We start from the raw sequence: 15,135 nt of genomic DNA, 5'->3' as shown, positions 1-15,135 counted from the left end.
CGCGCAAAAAGCAAAAGGCCTTCATCGTCGGATGAAGGCCTTTTTTCGTGCGCACTCGGCGCATTCGGGCAAGACGATTACTTCGGGCTCGAATACCCTGAGCCGCCAGAACCGTCACATGCGGCAGCCGTGGTCGACACGGACAGCGCCATCAGCCCTATCAGGCTAACTATCAGAGTAGCCGTCAGTTTTCGCATAAGAAGCTCCTTAGCGAAAGAGACCTCAATATAACGCCGCCGATTTTGCCGTACAAGATTCCGTGCGATTGAATCTCTGCATCGCAAACGCGTGCTTCAATGTCTGAAGCGATGCTACACCGTCTCCTGCTCGGCAGGCTCGATGACCGGACATTCGCCGGGAAAGCGCTTGCCGTCGTCGATGCATTCGACGAGAAAATCGACGAACGCGCGAATAGCCGGGACCATGCCCTGCCGCGACAGGAACACGGCGTAAAGCTGCGGCGTCGGAAAGGTCCAGCCGGGCATCACGGGCGAGAGTTGCCCGCTTCGGAGCGGCGCGCCGTACATCATCTCAGGCAACGCCGCGATGCCGACGCCGCGCATCACGGCTTCGCGAATCATTGAGAGGTCGGCCGTCACGAGCCGCGGTTCGTGCTCGAACTCGTGACGCGTGCCGTCGGGCGCGATGAGGCGATACACGTGCCGCCCGTCCGCCGATGGCATGTCGAGCGTGTCGTATTGCGCGAGGTCCGCGACGCTCATCGGCGGCGCGTTGGGCTTCAGCAGCGAGGGCGCGGCAACCAGCATCTGCTGCGTGCGCCACAGCGGCCGCGCGACGACGTTGGAACTCGCGGGCGGCTCCGAGCGCACGCGCAGCGCGACGTCGATGGCGTCCTCGAAGAGATCCACGACGCGGTTCGTCACGCGCAACACGACGCGCACTTCCGGGTAGCGATGCATGAAGTCGGGCATGACAGCCGCGAGGAAGGTCTGCGCGATGGTCACGGGCACGCTCACGCGCACAGTGCCGCGCGGCGAATCGCGCAGGCTCTGCACCACATTGACGGCGGCCTGCGCCTCGGCGAGCATCGCCTGGCAGTGCTGGTAGAACAGTTGTCCTGCTTCGGTGAGCGCAAGTTTGCGCGTGGACCGCTGCAAGAGCCGCACGCCGAGCGATGCCTCCAGTTCCGACACGCGCCGCGACAGCCGCGACTTCGAAATGCCCAGCACGCGCTCGGCCGCGGAAAAGCCGCCGTGTTCGACGACGTGCGAGAAGTACATCAGATCGTTGAGATCGTGCGAATCGGATGTCATGGCGTGTGCGGCTCTGGCTGTTGTCGCCGGCGCGAGGCCGGTTCGTTTATCGCAGCAGGACAATCCATTGCGCTGCGGCGTCTTTTACCCACAAATACGGCTCATATAATAGCTTCGTGTTTCACATTTATCGCTATTCCCCTAATGGCGAAGCGAGGCAAAACATCATGAGCCGCACCATTTCGAGCATCATTCCCGCCATGCGCACCGTCGAAGGCGGCGGATTCGTCGTGCATCGCCCGTTTCCGACACGCCTTCTGATGGACTTCGATCCGTTCCTGTTGCTCGACGAGATGGGCCCGATCGACTACGCGCCCGGCGAGGCGAAAGGCGCGCCGGACCACCCGCATCGCGGCTTCGAAACGGTGACGTACATGCTCGAAGGCGAGTTCGGCCACAAGGATTCGGCGGGGCATTCCGGCACGCTGCGTCCGGGCGACGTGCAATGGATGACCGCCGGCGCGGGCGTCGTGCATAGCGAAATGCCGGGCGAAGCGTTCGCGCAGCGCGGCGGGCGCGTGCACGGGCTGCAACTGTGGGTGAATCTGCCCAAGCGCGACAAGATGATCGCGCCGCATTACCAGGAGATCCCGTCCGAACGCATTCCTGTGGCGACGAGCGAGGACGGCAAGGTGCGCGTGAAAGTGATCGCGGGCGAAGCGCTCGGCGTGAAGGCCGCGATCGAAACGCGCACGCCCATCCTGTATCAGCACTTCTCGCTGCAACCGGGCGCGACCATCGAGCATCGCGTGCCGCGCGATTTTCGCGTGTTCGCGTACGGCCTCTCGGGCACCGCGCTGTACGGTCCGCAGCGCCAGCCGGTGCGCGCGCAGCAGATGATCATCTTCCGCGACGATGCCGATACGATCACGCTCGCCGCAGGAGACGAGCCCGCCGAAGTGCTGCTGTTCGGCGGCGTGCCGCTGAAGGAGCCGGTCGTGCGCTATGGCCCGTTCGTGATGAACACGGAAGACGAGATTCGCCAGGCCGTGATCGACTTTCAGGCGGGCCGCATGGGCGCGATCGCGCACTGAGCGGGCGTATCGTAGTGTTGAAATAATGCGCGACGGCGCGGCAAGAACGGGTACATTGCGTCACAATGACCGTTCGGCCGGCGCCGTTTTTTCGCGCTCGTCATCGATAAACCCGAGGAAACGCGCATGTCCGCTCCCGTCGTGACCGCCACCATCGGCAGCGCCGATTACGAAACCCGCCTCGAAGACGGCACGCATACGTGGTTCGCCGACGAGCCGGCCAGTCTCGGCGGCGCGGATTCGGCGCCGCAGCCGTCGTCGCTCCTGTTGTCGAGCCTCGGCGCATGCACGTCCATCACGCTGCGCATGTACGCGAAGCGCAAGGGCTGGCCGCTCGAATCGCTGCGCGTCGAGCTGTCGATGAACACCACGGCGGACGGCACCGTGATCGACCGCCGCATCTCGCTGGACGGCCCGCTCGACGAAGCGCAACGGGAACGTCTTTTGCAAATTGCCAATGCCTGCCCGATGCACAAGGTTCTCGTCGGTGCCATTCGCATCGACTCGGGGCTCGTTCCCGCCGAACCGGTGTGACCGGGCGTCACGAACGTCCAAGGAAACGTCGTCTTGAATTTCGAACACCTGATCCAGATTAACGATCCGACGAACCCGCTCGTCGACTCGCTGACGCGCGAGCAACTGTGGGAAGGCCTCGTGCTGCGCGCGGAACAGCCGCAGCTTTTCGTGCTGGGCCTCGATAGCTGCGCGATCCTCTTCCGCGAGGGCGATGTGATGGAGCGCGAGCTGCACTACGGTCAGGCCGTGGTGCGAGACCGCGTGACGCTCGATCCGCGCAACAGCGTGCGCTACGACATCCTGCCGACTGCCGAGCACGTCGGCGGCTCGCTCACGATGGCTATCGAGCAGCCCGACGCCATGCAGCTTTTCCTGCGCTTCACCTACAGCACGACGCTGCCCGAGAGCGAGAACTCCACGCCCGACGAACGGCAGACGCAGGAGATCGTGAAATCGGCGTATCGCGAGTCGGATATCGATACCGTGCGGCTCATACGCCAGTACGCGCACGGGCGCACCGGCGAAAGTCCGCTGCACTGACACACGACGGATGAAGCGCGGCTATCGGAAGCCGCGTTTCCATCGGAAAGCCTTAGTTGCAAATAGGAATAGTTATCATTTACTATGGGTCCAACGAATCAACGACAGCACTTTCCGACCGACACGACCGACATGACCGACACGCCGCGATCCACCACGCTCAGGCTGCGCCGCCCGCTTGCTCGCGACGCGGCCATCACTCGCCCCAAGGCTGCGACAGAGGCGGCGGAGCGCGTCCCGGCGAACGATGCCAACGGCGAACGGTCGCTGCGCAGCGACGCGCTGCTGCAAGGCCGCAGCCATGTCGCCATCGTGCATAACGGGGAAACGTATCAACTGCGCGCGACGCGTCTGGGCAAGCTCATCCTGACGAAGTAGCGCGAAAGAACAGCAGGACGTACCGGGTATTGTGGGGACCACCTCGCCAAGAGGTGTTTGGCCTTAGCCAGCAAGGACGACTTGCACGCGAGAATTTAGACCCCTTCGTGCAAACACCAGCCAGTCGTCGGTAGCCAGCGAAGCCGTTTTTTTGCCGCTCCAACGCTTAAACAAACGGCGCGATCTCTTGCGAGACGGCGCCGTTTTTCTATCTGCGATCAACCGCGAACTCAGACGTTCTCGATTCCCAACGCCGCGATGCCCGCGCGCGCGATCTGCGCGTCCTGATCCGACTTCACGCCCGAGACGCCGACCGCCCCGACGATATCCGTGCCGACGAAAATCGGCACGCCGCCTTCGAGCATCGCCGTCATCGGCGCGGAGAGGAACGCGGTGCGCCCCTGCTTGATGGTGTCTTCGTAGACCTTCGTCTCGCGGCGGCCGAGCACGGCCGTGCGCGCCTTGCCCGTCGCCATGTCCACCGTGCTCGCGCCCGCTCCTTCCAGCCGATGCAGATGCAGCAGATGCCCGCCGTCATCGACGATGGCGATGGTCACGTTCCAGTTGTGATGCTTCGCGTGCGTCTCGGCGGCGGCGGCCATGGCTAACACGTCATCGTCGGTCAATGCGGGTTTGGTTCTCACTTGGCGCGCCCTCGCGTGCTGGCGTTATCGGGAAAAGCCCCAGAACATCAGGTACCAGGCGCTGTCCGCCACGGCCAGCGCTGCGATCAACCATAGCATCGAAAGGAGCCGGGGACCAGGCGTCGACGCATAGCGCCCGGTCACGCGCCACGCGAGCCACGCGCTCCACACATTTGCGATGGCCAGAAGCGCGAGCCGCAAGTCCGCGACCCACCACAGCGGCACGTGCTCGGCGCGCAGAAGCGAAACCGTCGTCGCCGAAAGACCGAGGAACACGCCGACGCCCGCGATCGGAATCAGCGCGAGCGTCAGATGATGCACGCGCGTCGCGTTCAGCTTGCCGAGCATGCGCGCGCCCATTGTGATGAGCGCGAGCAGCGTCGTGCCATAGACGAGCGCCGTCGCGAGGATATAGCCGACGACCATCGTGCCGTCGAGCCACGAGAAGACGTCGTTCTGTTCCGGATAATGCGTGAACAGAAACCACGGCGCGTTGGTGTCGAGCGGCCAGAGGATGTTGTGATCGATCAGCCAGCCCGCGAAAAGCTGCTTCAGATCGACGAACCACGTGCTCACCGTCCAGTGGAACGCGCCGATGGCAATGCCGAGCAGGCCATAGAGAATCAGCGCGGTGTCCCACGGATTCGCCGCCTTGTCGCCGAGCTTCACGACTTCCTCGGCGGGCGAGCGCCACGTCAGCGCGATCGCATCGCGATGACCGCTGCAACGGCCGCACATGTGGCAGTCCGCGGCGCCCTTCATGTTGCGCAGCGGCACGAGCGGCGCGCAGTTGATCGGAATGACGCGGTGCCCGTGTTCGCCCTGCTTGTAAGAGCGGCGCCACGCGTCTTCGCTGACCTTGTAGTGGAACGGCGCGAGACGCGCGAGCAGCGAGAACACGCCGTTGACCGGGCACAGATACTTGCACCACACGCGCTTCTCGCGGCCGTACAGCAGGCCGATGATGATCGCCGCGACCGTCGAGCCGCCGAGCACGAGCAGCACGGCCTTCGGATATTGATAGACGCTGACCATCTGGCCGTAGATGGTCGTGAGTCCGAACGCGACGAACGGCCAGCCGCCCCAGCGCATCCAGTGCGGAATCGCGCGCCCGCGGCCGAAGCGGCTCGCGAACTCGGTCAGCGCGCCTTCGGGACACAGCACGCCGCACCACACGCGGCCGAGCATGACCATCGACAGGAGCACGAACGGCCACCAGATGCCCCAGAACACGAACTGCGCCGCGAGCGTCAGGTTGTTCCAGAGATGCGCGGAGCCGTCGGGCAGCGGCAGCACGGCCGGAACGATGATCAGAAACGCATACACGGCAACGACGACCCACTGAATTCCGCGGATCACGCTGCCGTGCCGTTGCATCCAGTGGCCGGCTTGCTGCAGCCGGCTCTGGGCTTGCGTATCGGGTTGCACGCTTTGTTGCATCGAGGAGCTCATGCCGGGCGTCCGGCCGCCTTCTGTTTCTGCGCCATCTGGCTATTCGAGCGGCGCAACAGGAGATAGATCACGATCCAGTACACCGCATACGCGACGATGTTCATGCCCGCCGGATGCGCGCGATACCCCGTGAGCGTCGCGACGAGCGAGCCGAAGGTGCCGGAGTCGTCGAGAATGGCGGACGTGTTCCACATCTGATTGACGATGACGGGCAGCACTTCCATGTCGATCAGCTTGTCGACGCCCGTCTCGAAGAGACCCGCGGCGAGGAACAGCAACATGATCTCGGTCACGCGGAAGAACGCGCGCCATGAGAACACCTTGCCGCCGAGCTGAAGCACGTAGAAGGTCAGCAGCGCAAGCCCGAACCCGATGATGATGGCCGCATACTGCGAAGCCGCGACGTGCCCGGTTTGCCCGAAGCCGACGCCGTACAGGAACACGGCGGTTTCGCTGCCTTCACGCGCGATGGCGAGCGCGACGAGCAGCGCGATGCCCCACCAGTGGCCGTCCTGCGTGGTCTTTTGCAGCGACGTTTCCATGTCGCGTTTCAACGTGCGGCCGTGGCGCTTCATCCACAGCACCATCTGCACGATCAGCACGCACGCGACGAGCACCATCGCCGTCTGAAAGTAGTTTTGAGCATTGCCGGAGAGGACTTCGGTGAAGCCGATCAACGCTGCCCCGAGGCCGACCGCCGCGAGCAATCCCGCCACGACGCCGAACCACAGATAAGGCAGGCCGCGACGCGCCTGATGATCGCCGTTCTTGAGCCACGCGTACAGAATGCCGACGACGAGAAGCGCCTCGACGCTTTCCCGCCACACGATGAAAAGTACCTGCCCCATATCGAAACTCCCTGCCCGTTCTGCTGTATCGGCCGCGCGATGCCTACCGAGAAGCGCCGCGCGGCTCAATCATCACTTCGCGACGATCACGCCTTGCGCCGTCTGATGAAAATCGTCGAAGAACTTGTACTCGCCCGGATCCAGCGGCGCGATCACCACGAACGAATCCGCGCCCGGCGCCAGCACTTTCTCTTTGCGCAACTGCACGCTTTCGAACTCGGCCGCGCCCTTGCCCACGTTGTGCACTTCGATCTTGATGCGCTGTCCCGCCGGCACCTCGATGCGCGCCGGGTTCAGCTTACCGTCGTTCATTTCCAGCTTGAACGTCGGCAGATCGGCCGCGCTCGCCGTGCCGGCCAGCACGGACAACGCGAGCGCAACTGCCTGAATTTTCGAGTTCATTCTTCCTTCCCGAAGATGCACGCGCCCGCCTGCATGCGACACGCCGGGCGCGCAAAGCGAGCGAACTGCTTAATAGCCGCCCTTCTTGCCGATGCCCGCGAACGGGAAGTCGTACTCGATGGTGAACGGCTTGAACCACGCGCCGACGCCCGTTTCCTTGTCGGTGTGACGGCCGAACGCCATATGGCCCGTCTCCGACGGCGGCGAGACATGCAGCTTCAGGTGATACTTGCCCGGCCCGAACAGCTTGACGTTGTCGCCGTAGTGCGGGCCGTCGCTCGCGACCATCGGCATGAGGTCGCCCTTGATCGTCTGCGTCGTGCCGACCTTGCTCAGTTCGTACGTGACGTTCAGGTACGGCATCCAGTCGCCTTCGGCGAAACCGGTCGGATTGTTCTTGACCGCGTGGATGTCGGCTTCCAGATGGATGTCCGAATCCGACGCCTTGCGCATCATGCCTTCGGGCGCCATCGTGATCGGCTGGAGATAGACGGCTCCCGTTTCCATGCCGCCTTCGATGTGCTGCTTGCCGATCGGATATTCGGCAGCCGAGGCCGCCATCATTGCCGTGAGACCAGCGGCGGCGACGAGGCCGCGCGTCAACGTTGAAACCATCAAACACACTCCTTTCTTGTTATCGGTCGGCGCGTGCGGCGTTGCTTCGCGCTGCCGTGCCACGAGACGGCTGCATCGACGTTTCCGGTGACCCACCGCGTTCCCGCGTAACGTTAATGCGAACCATTCTCAATGTTTGTCAGTTTAGCATCGTTTGATGCGGCGAACAATTTGACGGAGTGAATGAGACTAATGCTGGTAAGGGTTTTCGCCTGTCGGGCGGCTTTCACGGACGGTCGCGGAAGTCATGGAAGGCGGCGAATTCCAGCCTCGCCGCCTTCCCCGACGCTCATTTGCCGCCGATCCCGCTCACGTGATCGCCCACGTTCGCGCCGAACACGCGCTGACGCAGGAGCGCCAATTGGTCGCGGGTCTGCGCCGCCTTTTCGAATTCGAGGTTTTTGGCGTGATCCATCATCTGCTTTTCGAGGCGCTTGATTTCCTTCGCGATCTGCTTCTCGCTCATGTCCTCGAACTTGGCCCGCGCCTGCGCTTCCTTCAGCTCGGCGCGCGCTTCGTCGGCGCTGTAGACGCCGTCGATGATGTCCTTGATGCGCTTCTCGACGCCGCGCGGCGTGATGCCCATCGCCTGGTTATGCGCGATCTGCTTCGCGCGCCGCCGCTCGGTTTCGTCGATGGCGCGCTTCATCGAGTCGGTCATGTTGTCGGCATAGAGAATCGCCTTGCCGTTCACGTTCCGCGCGGCGCGGCCGATGGTCTGGATCAGCGAACGCTCGGCGCGCAGGAAGCCTTCCTTGTCGGCGTCGAGAATCGCGACGAGCGACACTTCCGGGATATCCAGCCCTTCGCGCAGCAAGTTGATGCCGACGAGCACGTCGAAGGTGCCGAGCCGCAAGTCGCGGATGATCTCGACGCGCTCGACCGTGTCGATATCGCTGTGCAAGTAGCGCACTTTCACGCCGTGATCCGAGAGGAACTCGGTCAACTGCTCCGCCATCCGCTTGGTCAGCACGGTGACGAGCACGCGCTCCTGCGCGGCCACGCGCGCGTTGATCTCCGAGAGCACGTCGTCCACCTGCGAGCGCGCGGGCCGCACTTCGATCTCCGGATCGACGAGGCCCGTCGGTCGCACGAGCTGTTCGGCGACCTGCCCCGCCTTCTTCTGCTCGTAGTCGGCGGGCGTCGCCGAGACGAAGATCGCCTGACGCATCTTGCGCTCGAACTCGTTGAACTTGAGCGGCCGGTTATCGAGCGCGGACGGCATACGGAAGCCGTAATCGACGAGATTCTCTTTGCGCGCGCGGTCGCCGTTGTACATGCCGTTCAACTGACCGATCAGCACATGCGATTCGTCCAGAAGCATCAGCGCGTCGGGCGGCAAGTAATCGACGAGCGTCGGCGGCGGCTCGCCGGGCGCGGCGCCCGAGAAGTGCCGCGAATAGTTTTCGATGCCCTTGCAGAACCCGAGTTCCTGAAGCATTTCCAGGTCGAAACGCGTGCGCTGTTCGAGCCGCTGCGCCTCGACGAGCTTGCCCTCGCGGTGGAAAAACTCCAGCCGGTCGCGCAGTTCTTCCTTGATCGTCTCGATGGCGCGCATCACGGTGTCGCGCGGCGTCACGTAATGTGACGACGGATACACCGTGAAGCGCGGAATCTTGTTGCGCACCCGCCCGGTGAGCGGATCGAAGAGCTGCATCGCCTCGATCTCGTCGTCGAACAGCTCGACGCGCACGGCCATTTCCGCATGTTCCGCCGGAAAGATGTCGATGGTGTCGCCGCGCACGCGGAACGTGCCGCGCTGGAAGTCCGCTTCGTTGCGGTTGTACTGCATCGCGATCAGCCGCGCGATGATGTCGCGCTGGCCGAGTTTGTCGCCCGTGCGCAGCGTCAGAATCATCTTGTGATACTCGGACGGATTGCCGATACCGTAGATCGCCGACACCGTCGCCACGATCACCACGTCGCGCCGCTCCAGAAGGCTCTTGGTGGCCGAGAGCCGCATCTGTTCGATGTGCTCGTTGATCGACGAATCTTTCTCGATGAAAAGATCGCGCTGCGGCACGTACGCTTCCGGCTGGTAATAGTCGTAGTACGAGACGAAGTACTCGACCGCGTTGCGCGGGAAGAACTCGCGGAATTCCGCGTAGAGCTGCGCGGCGAGCGTCTTGTTCGGCGCAAAGACGATGGCCGGCCGGCCGAGCCGCGCGATGACGTTGGCCATCGTGAAGGTCTTGCCGGAGCCCGTGACGCCGAGCAGCGTCTGGAACGAGAGGCCGTCCTCGACGCCTTCGACGAGCGTCGCGATGGCGTCGGGCTGGTCGCCGGCGGGCGGATACGGTTGATAGAGCTGAAACGGCGAGCCGTCGAAGGTGACGAACTTCGACTCGTCCAGTGCGTCGGGCGCTTCGATGAGGGTATCGGACATGGGAAACGGAGTCTTCGCCGGGACAAACACTTATTCTAGCGGCTGCCGCAAAACTGGCGCGGCGCCCGGACGGGTGCGAAAAGGGCGTCGGAATGACGCGTATGAAAATGCACATTGGGCTCGTCCGGGCGATCTCAAGCGCTTTCTCGGCGCTCGCCGGGCGCCTTGCGACCGAACCGGTAAAAAGCACGCGCGTTCTCGCCACTGCGCGCCGAAAAGATGCGACGGATTCGATACAATGTGCGACTGGGCTGAACGGCGCGCGAGCGTTTTCTGAACCGCGCACCGCCGTCGATGCCCACGCGCCGCATTCGTCGCCGCGCGACCGCCGTCCGCATTTGCCGCAGCCTGTCCTTTCCACACTGCCGATAGATCATGTCCCTTTTTTCTGCCGTCGAACTCGCCCCCCGCGACCCGATTCTGGGCCTCAACGAAGCCTTCAACGCCGATCCGCGCCCGACCAAAGTCAATCTCGGCGTCGGCGTGTACACGAATGAAGAAGGCAAGATTCCGCTGCTGCGCGCCGTGCGCGAGGCGGAAAAAGCTCGCGTCGAGGCTGCGCTGCCGCGTGGTTATCTGCCGATCGACGGCATCGCCGCGTATGACGCCGCCGTGCAATCGCTGCTGCTCGGAAAAGACTCGCCGTTGATCGCAGACGGCCGCGTCGTCACGGCGCAGGCGCTCGGCGGCACGGGCGCGCTGAAGATCGGCGCCGACTTTCTGAAGCGCATGAACCCGAACGCGATCGTCGCGATCAGCGATCCGAGTTGGGAAAACCATCGCGCGCTGTTCGAAGGCGCGGGCTTCGAGGTCGTCAACTATCCGTACTACGACGCCGCGACGCACGGCGTGAACTTCGAAGGCATGCTGGCCGCGCTCAACGGCTACGCGGCGGGCACGATCGTCGTGCTGCACGCGTGCTGCCATAACCCGACGGGCGTCGATCTGACCGACGCGCAGTGGGCGCAGGTCGTCGAAGTGGTGAAGGCCCGCAATCTGGTGCCGTTCCTCGACATCGCGTATCAGGGTTTCGGCGAGAGCATCGAGGCCGATGCCGCCGCCGTGCGCCTCTTTGCCGCGGCCGGACTGAACGTGTTCGTGTCGTCGTCGTTCTCGAAGTCGTTCTCGCTGTATGGCGAGCGCGTCGGCGCATTGAGCATCATCACCGCGAGCAAGGAAGAATCGGCGCGCGTGCTGTCGCAACTGAAGCGCGTGATCCGCACCAACTATTCGAATCCGCCGACGCACGGCGGCTCGATCGTCGCGGCCGTGCTGGCATCGCCCGAACTGCGCGCGACGTGGGAGCAGGAGCTCGGCGAAATGCGCGACCGCATTCGCGCGATGCGCAACGGCCTCGTCCAGCGTCTGAAGGCGGCGGGCGTGGACCGCGACTTCTCGTTCGTCGACAAGCAGCGCGGCATGTTCTCGTACTCGGGGCTGACGGCCGCTCAGGTCGATCGCCTGCGCGAGGAGTTCGGCATCTATGCGGTGAGCACGGGCCGCATCTGCGTGGCTGCGCTGAACACGCGCAATCTCGATGTCGTCGCTAACGCGGTCGCCAGCGTGCTGAAGTAAGCGGCGTTATCGCTCGATCGCTCAAAACACAAATGGCGTCTTTCGCATGAAAGACGCCATTTTTTGTGCGCCGCGTGGACGGCCATAGTGGCCGGAGCGGTCAGAGCGCGCGGGAAGCCGGGCCGACAGCGGGCGCCGCTTCGTCCGATTCGACGAGACCGTAGGAAATCGCGCGGGCCAATTCCGCGCTCACGCTCGCGACGCCCGGTTGCTTGTGACGCACGGCGGCGGACTCGCGCTCCTGCGCGTGCATGCATACGGTCAGCGCGGCGAGCAACAACACCGCGAGAGGCCAGTAGGTCGATATTTTCTTTCTCATGGGACTACCTTCATTGGATGCCGGAGCGGGCAGATTCGCCCACTTATCGACGGTACGAATGGTACGGAATCGTCCATCTCTTAAAAAGCCGGCTATGAGCGAAAGTCCGTTGCGCGAAGGACAACAAGCAAGGCGCCGGCCTGACGCTCCGCCGTACGAAAAAGTGCAACGGCCGTCATAAAACCTTACAAAGTTCTTAGGGACATTGGCATCAAGCTGATGTCTCATGAAACATGCTTGCAACGAAACGCTCAACCGTCATGAAAGTCGCTGGATTGCTTGTTTTCTCGTCTGCGCTGCTGCTCGGCGGCTGCGCAGCCTATCCCGATGGTTCCACTTACGGCGGCTATCCCGCCCCGTACGGCGAGCCCGGTTACGACCCCTACGGATATGGATACGGCGGCCCGGTGGTGCAGCCCGGCGTCGTGGTCCAGGGCGGCTACTACGGCGGCGGCGGCTATTACCCCGGCCCCGGACGCTACTGGGACGATGGCCCTGGCTGGCGCCACGCCCCTCCGCGCGGATGGAACGACGGCGGCCGTTACCACGGCGGTCCGCCGCCGGGTCACGAGGGACAAGCCGGCGGTCCGCCACAGCATGGCGGCGGTGGAAATCCGCAAGCTGGCGGCCCGCCGCATGGCGGCGGCGGTGGGCCGCTGCCGCAGGCGGTCGGCGGCGCGCGGCCGCGGCCGCCACAGCCCGGCCCCGCCCCGGCGCCTGCGGGCGGCCGCGGTGAAGTCGGTCGAGGCGGAGCCGATCAGCGCGGCTTCCTCGGGCGCACCGGCGGCTAGCGAGCACTGATCAAGCGCGAAATCAAAAAGGCCGCGCCGGATCACGCGATCCGGCGCGGCCTTCCCTTTTGCGCGATGAGTCGACCGACCAATCAGCCGATGTGCGACCCCTGCGCCTTATACAACTCCCGGAACGTGCGGCCGACTGGCGCGGGCATATCGCGCGTGGCGGTCCACCCCGCGCCGAACGGCAAACGCGAGATCGCCTTCCGGCTGCCGCCCGCGCGTTCCAGCACGCGCACCATCAGTTTGGTCAGCAGCGCATACGCAGCGGGCCGCATCGCCAGATAACCCCACGCCGCGAGCGCCGCGCGTTCGGTCCACGGCCGCAGCCGCCGCTCCATCTGCTTTTCGCGCAGTTTGCGAAGCAGGTCCGAGATCGGAATGCCCACCGGGCACACGCTATTGCATTCGCCGCAGAGCGTCGCGGCTTGCGGCAGGTCCAGCGCCTTGTCGATGCCCACATACGCCGGCGTGAGCACCGACCCCATCGGCCCGGGATACACCCAGCCGTACGCGTGTCCTCCGACTTTCTGGTAGACCGGGCAATGATTCATGCACGCGCCGCAGCGAATGCAGCGCAGCATCTCTTGGAAGTCGCCGCCGATGAGCCCGGTGCGCCCGCCGTCGACGAGCACGAAATACATATGCTCCGGCCCGTCCGTCTCGCCGGGCGCGCGCGGGCCGGTCAGCAGCGAGAAATAGTTCGAGATGGTCTGGCCGGTCGCCGAACGCGGCAGCAAGCGCATGGCCGTGGCGAGATCTTCGAGCGTCGGCAGAATCTTTTCGATGCCCGTCACCGCGACGTGTACGCGCGGCATGACGGTGCACATGCCTTCGTTGCCTTCGTTCGTCACGACCGCGACCGATCCCGTCTCCGCGATCAGGAAGTTGCCGCCCGTCACGCCCATGTCGGCCGTCATGAAATGCGGCCGCAGGACTTCGCGCGCCTCGCGCGTCATCGCGGGAATATCGGTCAGGCGCGGCCGGTCATGCGTCTTCGCGAACAGGTCGGCGATCTCGTCCTTATCCTTGTGCACCACCGGCGCGATGATGTGGCTCGGCGGCTCGTTGTCGTTGATCTGCAGGATGTATTCGCCGAGATCCGTCTCGATGGACTGCACGCCCATCTCGCCGAGCACGCGGTTGAGCTGCATCTCCTCGGACACCATCGACTTCGTCTTGATGACCTTCTTCACGCCATGCTCCCGGGCGATGTCGGCGACAAGACGCGCCGCGTCCGCCGTCGATTCGGCGTAAAGCACCGTCGCGCCGCGCCGTATCGCCTCGCGCTCGAAGGTTTCGAGCCACACGTCGAGGTTCTCGAGCGCGCGGTTGCGCCGTTCCTTGAGCGCCGCCCGCGTGGCGTCGAAGTCGATGTCGCGCACGGCGCTCGCCCGCGCGCTGACGAACTTGGTCGAGAGCTTGGTGAGATTGTGCTGAAGCCGGTCGTCGGCAAGCTTGCTGCCGGCGCGCGCCTTGAAGTGCATCGTCTGTACTTGCATGTGTCTGGCTCTCAGGTGAGGCGCTGCGCATCGCCGGCGAGCACCTGCGCGATATGCAGCACGCGCGTCGTGGTGTCGCCGGTGCGGCGCAGGCGGCCTTCGATGTTGAGCATGCAGCCGAGGTCGCCGAGCACGACCGCCTCCGCCCCGCTCGCCTTGATGTTCGCGCACTTCTCGTCGACGATCGCGGTCGAAATGTCGCCGTACTTCACCGCGAAGGTGCCGCCGAAGCCGCAGCAGTGCTCGCAGCCGGCCATCTCCTTCACCGGCACGCCGGCCTGCGCGAGCAGTTCGCGCGGTTGCGACTTCACGCCGAGTTCGCGCAAGCCCGAGCAGGCATCGTGATACGTGACGATGCCGTCGAAGACGCCCGGTTCCATGCGCGCTTTCGCGACCGTCACGAGAAAATCGGTCAGTTCGAACACGCGCGGCTGCAAGCGCGAATAGCGGTTCATGAGTTCGGGATCGTCGCGGAACAGGTCTCCGTAGTGCGCGCGGATCGTCCCGCCGCACGACCCCGACGGCACCACCACGTAATCGAACTGCTCGAATTCGCGCAGGGTTTTTTCGGCCAGATCGCGGGCGAGGCGGCGGTCGCCGGAGTTGTAGGCAGGCTGACCGCAGCACGTCTGCGCGGGCGGCACGCTGACCTCGAAGCCCGCGCGCTCGATCAGCTTGATGACGGAGAAACCGATCTCCGGCCGCATCATATCGATGAGACACGTCACGAATAAACCGACCCGCATGGCGTTTCCTTGTTTGAGTGGATGCGAAAGCGCGGCCATTATCCACCGACGCTCGGCTGTTTCCGAACCCGCCTTCTTTTCACATTATGAGATACAATCGATCTTCCGCT

Annotated in this window: 16 protein-coding genes; 6 read left to right on the top strand and 10 right to left on the bottom strand. The window is 64.2% G+C overall.

Going from position 1 to position 15,135, the window contains the following annotated elements; all coding sequences use genetic code 11:
• Window positions 1–311 precede the first annotated feature (311 nt).
• Window positions 312–1,274: a LysR family transcriptional regulator gene (locus HWX53_RS06740; protein WP_175940008.1), complete on the bottom strand. Its 963-nt coding sequence runs from the start codon at window positions 1,272–1,274 to the stop codon at window positions 312–314.
• A 167-nt stretch (window positions 1,275–1,441) separates the two neighbouring features.
• Here HWX53_RS06740 and HWX53_RS06735 point away from each other — a divergent pair, with 167 nt between their 5' ends.
• From HWX53_RS06735 to HWX53_RS06720, 4 genes are all read left to right on the top strand, one after another.
• Window positions 1,442–2,308: a pirin family protein gene (locus HWX53_RS06735; protein ID WP_175940007.1), complete on the top strand. Its 867-nt coding sequence runs from the start codon at window positions 1,442–1,444 to the stop codon at window positions 2,306–2,308.
• A gap of 126 nt (window positions 2,309–2,434) precedes the next feature.
• A complete protein-coding gene (locus HWX53_RS06730; RefSeq protein WP_175940006.1) occupies window positions 2,435–2,842 on the top strand; it encodes an OsmC family protein in 408 nt (135 codons plus the stop codon).
• A gap of 33 nt (window positions 2,843–2,875) precedes the next feature.
• Window positions 2,876–3,364, top strand: coding sequence for an SRPBCC family protein (locus HWX53_RS06725; RefSeq protein WP_175940005.1), 489 nt, complete (start codon window positions 2,876–2,878; stop codon window positions 3,362–3,364).
• Between the two features lie 132 nt (window positions 3,365–3,496).
• Window positions 3,497–3,742, top strand: coding sequence for a hemin uptake protein HemP (locus HWX53_RS06720; protein ID WP_175940004.1), 246 nt, complete (start codon window positions 3,497–3,499; stop codon window positions 3,740–3,742).
• A 230-nt stretch (window positions 3,743–3,972) separates the two neighbouring features.
• Here HWX53_RS06720 and HWX53_RS06715 read toward each other — a convergent pair whose 3' ends face one another.
• The 6 genes from HWX53_RS06715 to uvrB all read right to left on the bottom strand — a co-directional run bounded on the left by HWX53_RS06715 (window position 3,973) and on the right by uvrB (window position 10,089).
• Window positions 3,973–4,386 carry a heme-binding protein gene (locus HWX53_RS06715; RefSeq protein ID WP_175940003.1) on the bottom strand — a complete coding sequence of 138 codons (414 nt, stop codon included), beginning with the start codon at window positions 4,384–4,386 and terminating at the stop codon, window positions 3,973–3,975.
• Window positions 4,387–4,410: 24 nt separating this feature from the next.
• Complete coding sequence (locus HWX53_RS06710) at window positions 4,411–5,763, bottom strand: 4Fe-4S binding protein (RefSeq protein WP_175940636.1); 1,353 nt, start codon at window positions 5,761–5,763, stop codon at window positions 4,411–4,413.
• Window positions 5,764–5,834: 71 nt separating this feature from the next.
• Window positions 5,835–6,686 carry an FTR1 family protein gene (locus HWX53_RS06705; protein ID WP_175940002.1) on the bottom strand — a complete coding sequence of 284 codons (852 nt, stop codon included), beginning with the start codon at window positions 6,684–6,686 and terminating at the stop codon, window positions 5,835–5,837.
• 72 nt (window positions 6,687–6,758) lie between these two features.
• The gene (locus tag HWX53_RS06700) at window positions 6,759–7,088 is read right to left on the bottom strand and encodes a cupredoxin domain-containing protein (protein ID WP_175940001.1); all 330 of its coding nucleotides are present in this window, start codon (window positions 7,086–7,088) and stop codon (window positions 6,759–6,761) included.
• A 69-nt stretch (window positions 7,089–7,157) separates the two neighbouring features.
• Entirely contained in the window at window positions 7,158–7,706 is a 549-nt protein-coding gene (locus HWX53_RS06695; protein WP_175940000.1) for an iron transporter, read from the bottom strand.
• 286 nt (window positions 7,707–7,992) lie between these two features.
• A complete protein-coding gene (gene uvrB, locus HWX53_RS06690; protein WP_175939999.1) occupies window positions 7,993–10,089 on the bottom strand; it encodes an excinuclease ABC subunit UvrB in 2,097 nt (698 codons plus the stop codon).
• Between the two features lie 375 nt (window positions 10,090–10,464).
• Between uvrB and HWX53_RS06685 the strand changes: the two genes are divergently transcribed.
• Window positions 10,465–11,664, top strand: a complete 1,200-nt coding sequence (locus HWX53_RS06685; protein WP_175939998.1) for an amino acid aminotransferase — start codon at window positions 10,465–10,467, stop codon at window positions 11,662–11,664.
• A gap of 100 nt (window positions 11,665–11,764) precedes the next feature.
• On the opposite strand, the gene HWX53_RS06680 is transcribed toward HWX53_RS06685, so the two are convergent.
• Window positions 11,765–11,983, bottom strand: coding sequence for a hypothetical protein (locus HWX53_RS06680; protein WP_175939997.1), 219 nt, complete (start codon window positions 11,981–11,983; stop codon window positions 11,765–11,767).
• A 260-nt stretch (window positions 11,984–12,243) separates the two neighbouring features.
• Between HWX53_RS06680 and HWX53_RS06675 the strand changes: the two genes are divergently transcribed.
• Window positions 12,244–12,774, top strand: a complete 531-nt coding sequence (locus HWX53_RS06675) for a hypothetical protein (RefSeq protein WP_175939996.1) — start codon at window positions 12,244–12,246, stop codon at window positions 12,772–12,774.
• A gap of 92 nt (window positions 12,775–12,866) precedes the next feature.
• Here the strand turns inward: HWX53_RS06675 and HWX53_RS06670 are convergent, their stop codons facing one another.
• Window positions 12,867–14,279 carry a lactate utilization protein B gene (locus tag HWX53_RS06670; RefSeq protein WP_175939995.1) on the bottom strand — a complete coding sequence of 471 codons (1,413 nt, stop codon included), beginning with the start codon at window positions 14,277–14,279 and terminating at the stop codon, window positions 12,867–12,869.
• Between the two features lie 11 nt (window positions 14,280–14,290).
• Window positions 14,291–15,025 carry a (Fe-S)-binding protein gene (locus tag HWX53_RS06665; protein WP_175939994.1) on the bottom strand — a complete coding sequence of 245 codons (735 nt, stop codon included), beginning with the start codon at window positions 15,023–15,025 and terminating at the stop codon, window positions 14,291–14,293.
• Window positions 15,026–15,135 lie beyond the last annotated feature (110 nt).

The organism is Caballeronia sp. BCC1704 (assembly GCF_902833455.1).
Taxonomy (GTDB): Bacteria; Pseudomonadota; Gammaproteobacteria; order Burkholderiales; family Burkholderiaceae; genus Caballeronia.
The sequence above is the reverse complement of the archived record's forward strand: the minus strand, read 5'-3'. Positions and strand labels throughout refer to the sequence as shown.

Coding starts and splice junctions, on each gene's coding strand:
- HWX53_RS06740 (WP_175940008.1), bottom strand. CDS start 1,274: ATGACATCCGATTCGCACGATCTCAACGATCTGATGTACTTCTCGCAC.
- HWX53_RS06735 (WP_175940007.1), top strand. CDS start 1,442: ATGAGCCGCACCATTTCGAGCATCATTCCCGCCATGCGCACCGTCGAA.
- HWX53_RS06730 (WP_175940006.1), top strand. CDS start 2,435: ATGTCCGCTCCCGTCGTGACCGCCACCATCGGCAGCGCCGATTACGAA.
- HWX53_RS06720 (WP_175940004.1), top strand. CDS start 3,497: ATGACCGACACGCCGCGATCCACCACGCTCAGGCTGCGCCGCCCGCTT.
- HWX53_RS06710 (WP_175940636.1), bottom strand. CDS start 5,763: ATGCAACGGCACGGCAGCGTGATCCGCGGAATTCAGTGGGTCGTCGTT.
- HWX53_RS06705 (WP_175940002.1), bottom strand. CDS start 6,686: ATGGGGCAGGTACTTTTCATCGTGTGGCGGGAAAGCGTCGAGGCGCTT.
- HWX53_RS06700 (WP_175940001.1), bottom strand. CDS start 7,088: ATGAACTCGAAAATTCAGGCAGTTGCGCTCGCGTTGTCCGTGCTGGCC.
- uvrB (WP_175939999.1), bottom strand. CDS start 10,089: ATGTCCGATACCCTCATCGAAGCGCCCGACGCACTGGACGAGTCGAAG.
- HWX53_RS06685 (WP_175939998.1), top strand. CDS start 10,465: ATGTCCCTTTTTTCTGCCGTCGAACTCGCCCCCCGCGACCCGATTCTG.
- HWX53_RS06680 (WP_175939997.1), bottom strand. CDS start 11,983: ATGAGAAAGAAAATATCGACCTACTGGCCTCTCGCGGTGTTGTTGCTC.
- HWX53_RS06675 (WP_175939996.1), top strand. CDS start 12,244: ATGAAAGTCGCTGGATTGCTTGTTTTCTCGTCTGCGCTGCTGCTCGGC.
- HWX53_RS06670 (WP_175939995.1), bottom strand. CDS start 14,279: ATGCAAGTACAGACGATGCACTTCAAGGCGCGCGCCGGCAGCAAGCTT.
- HWX53_RS06665 (WP_175939994.1), bottom strand. CDS start 15,025: ATGCGGGTCGGTTTATTCGTGACGTGTCTCATCGATATGATGCGGCCG.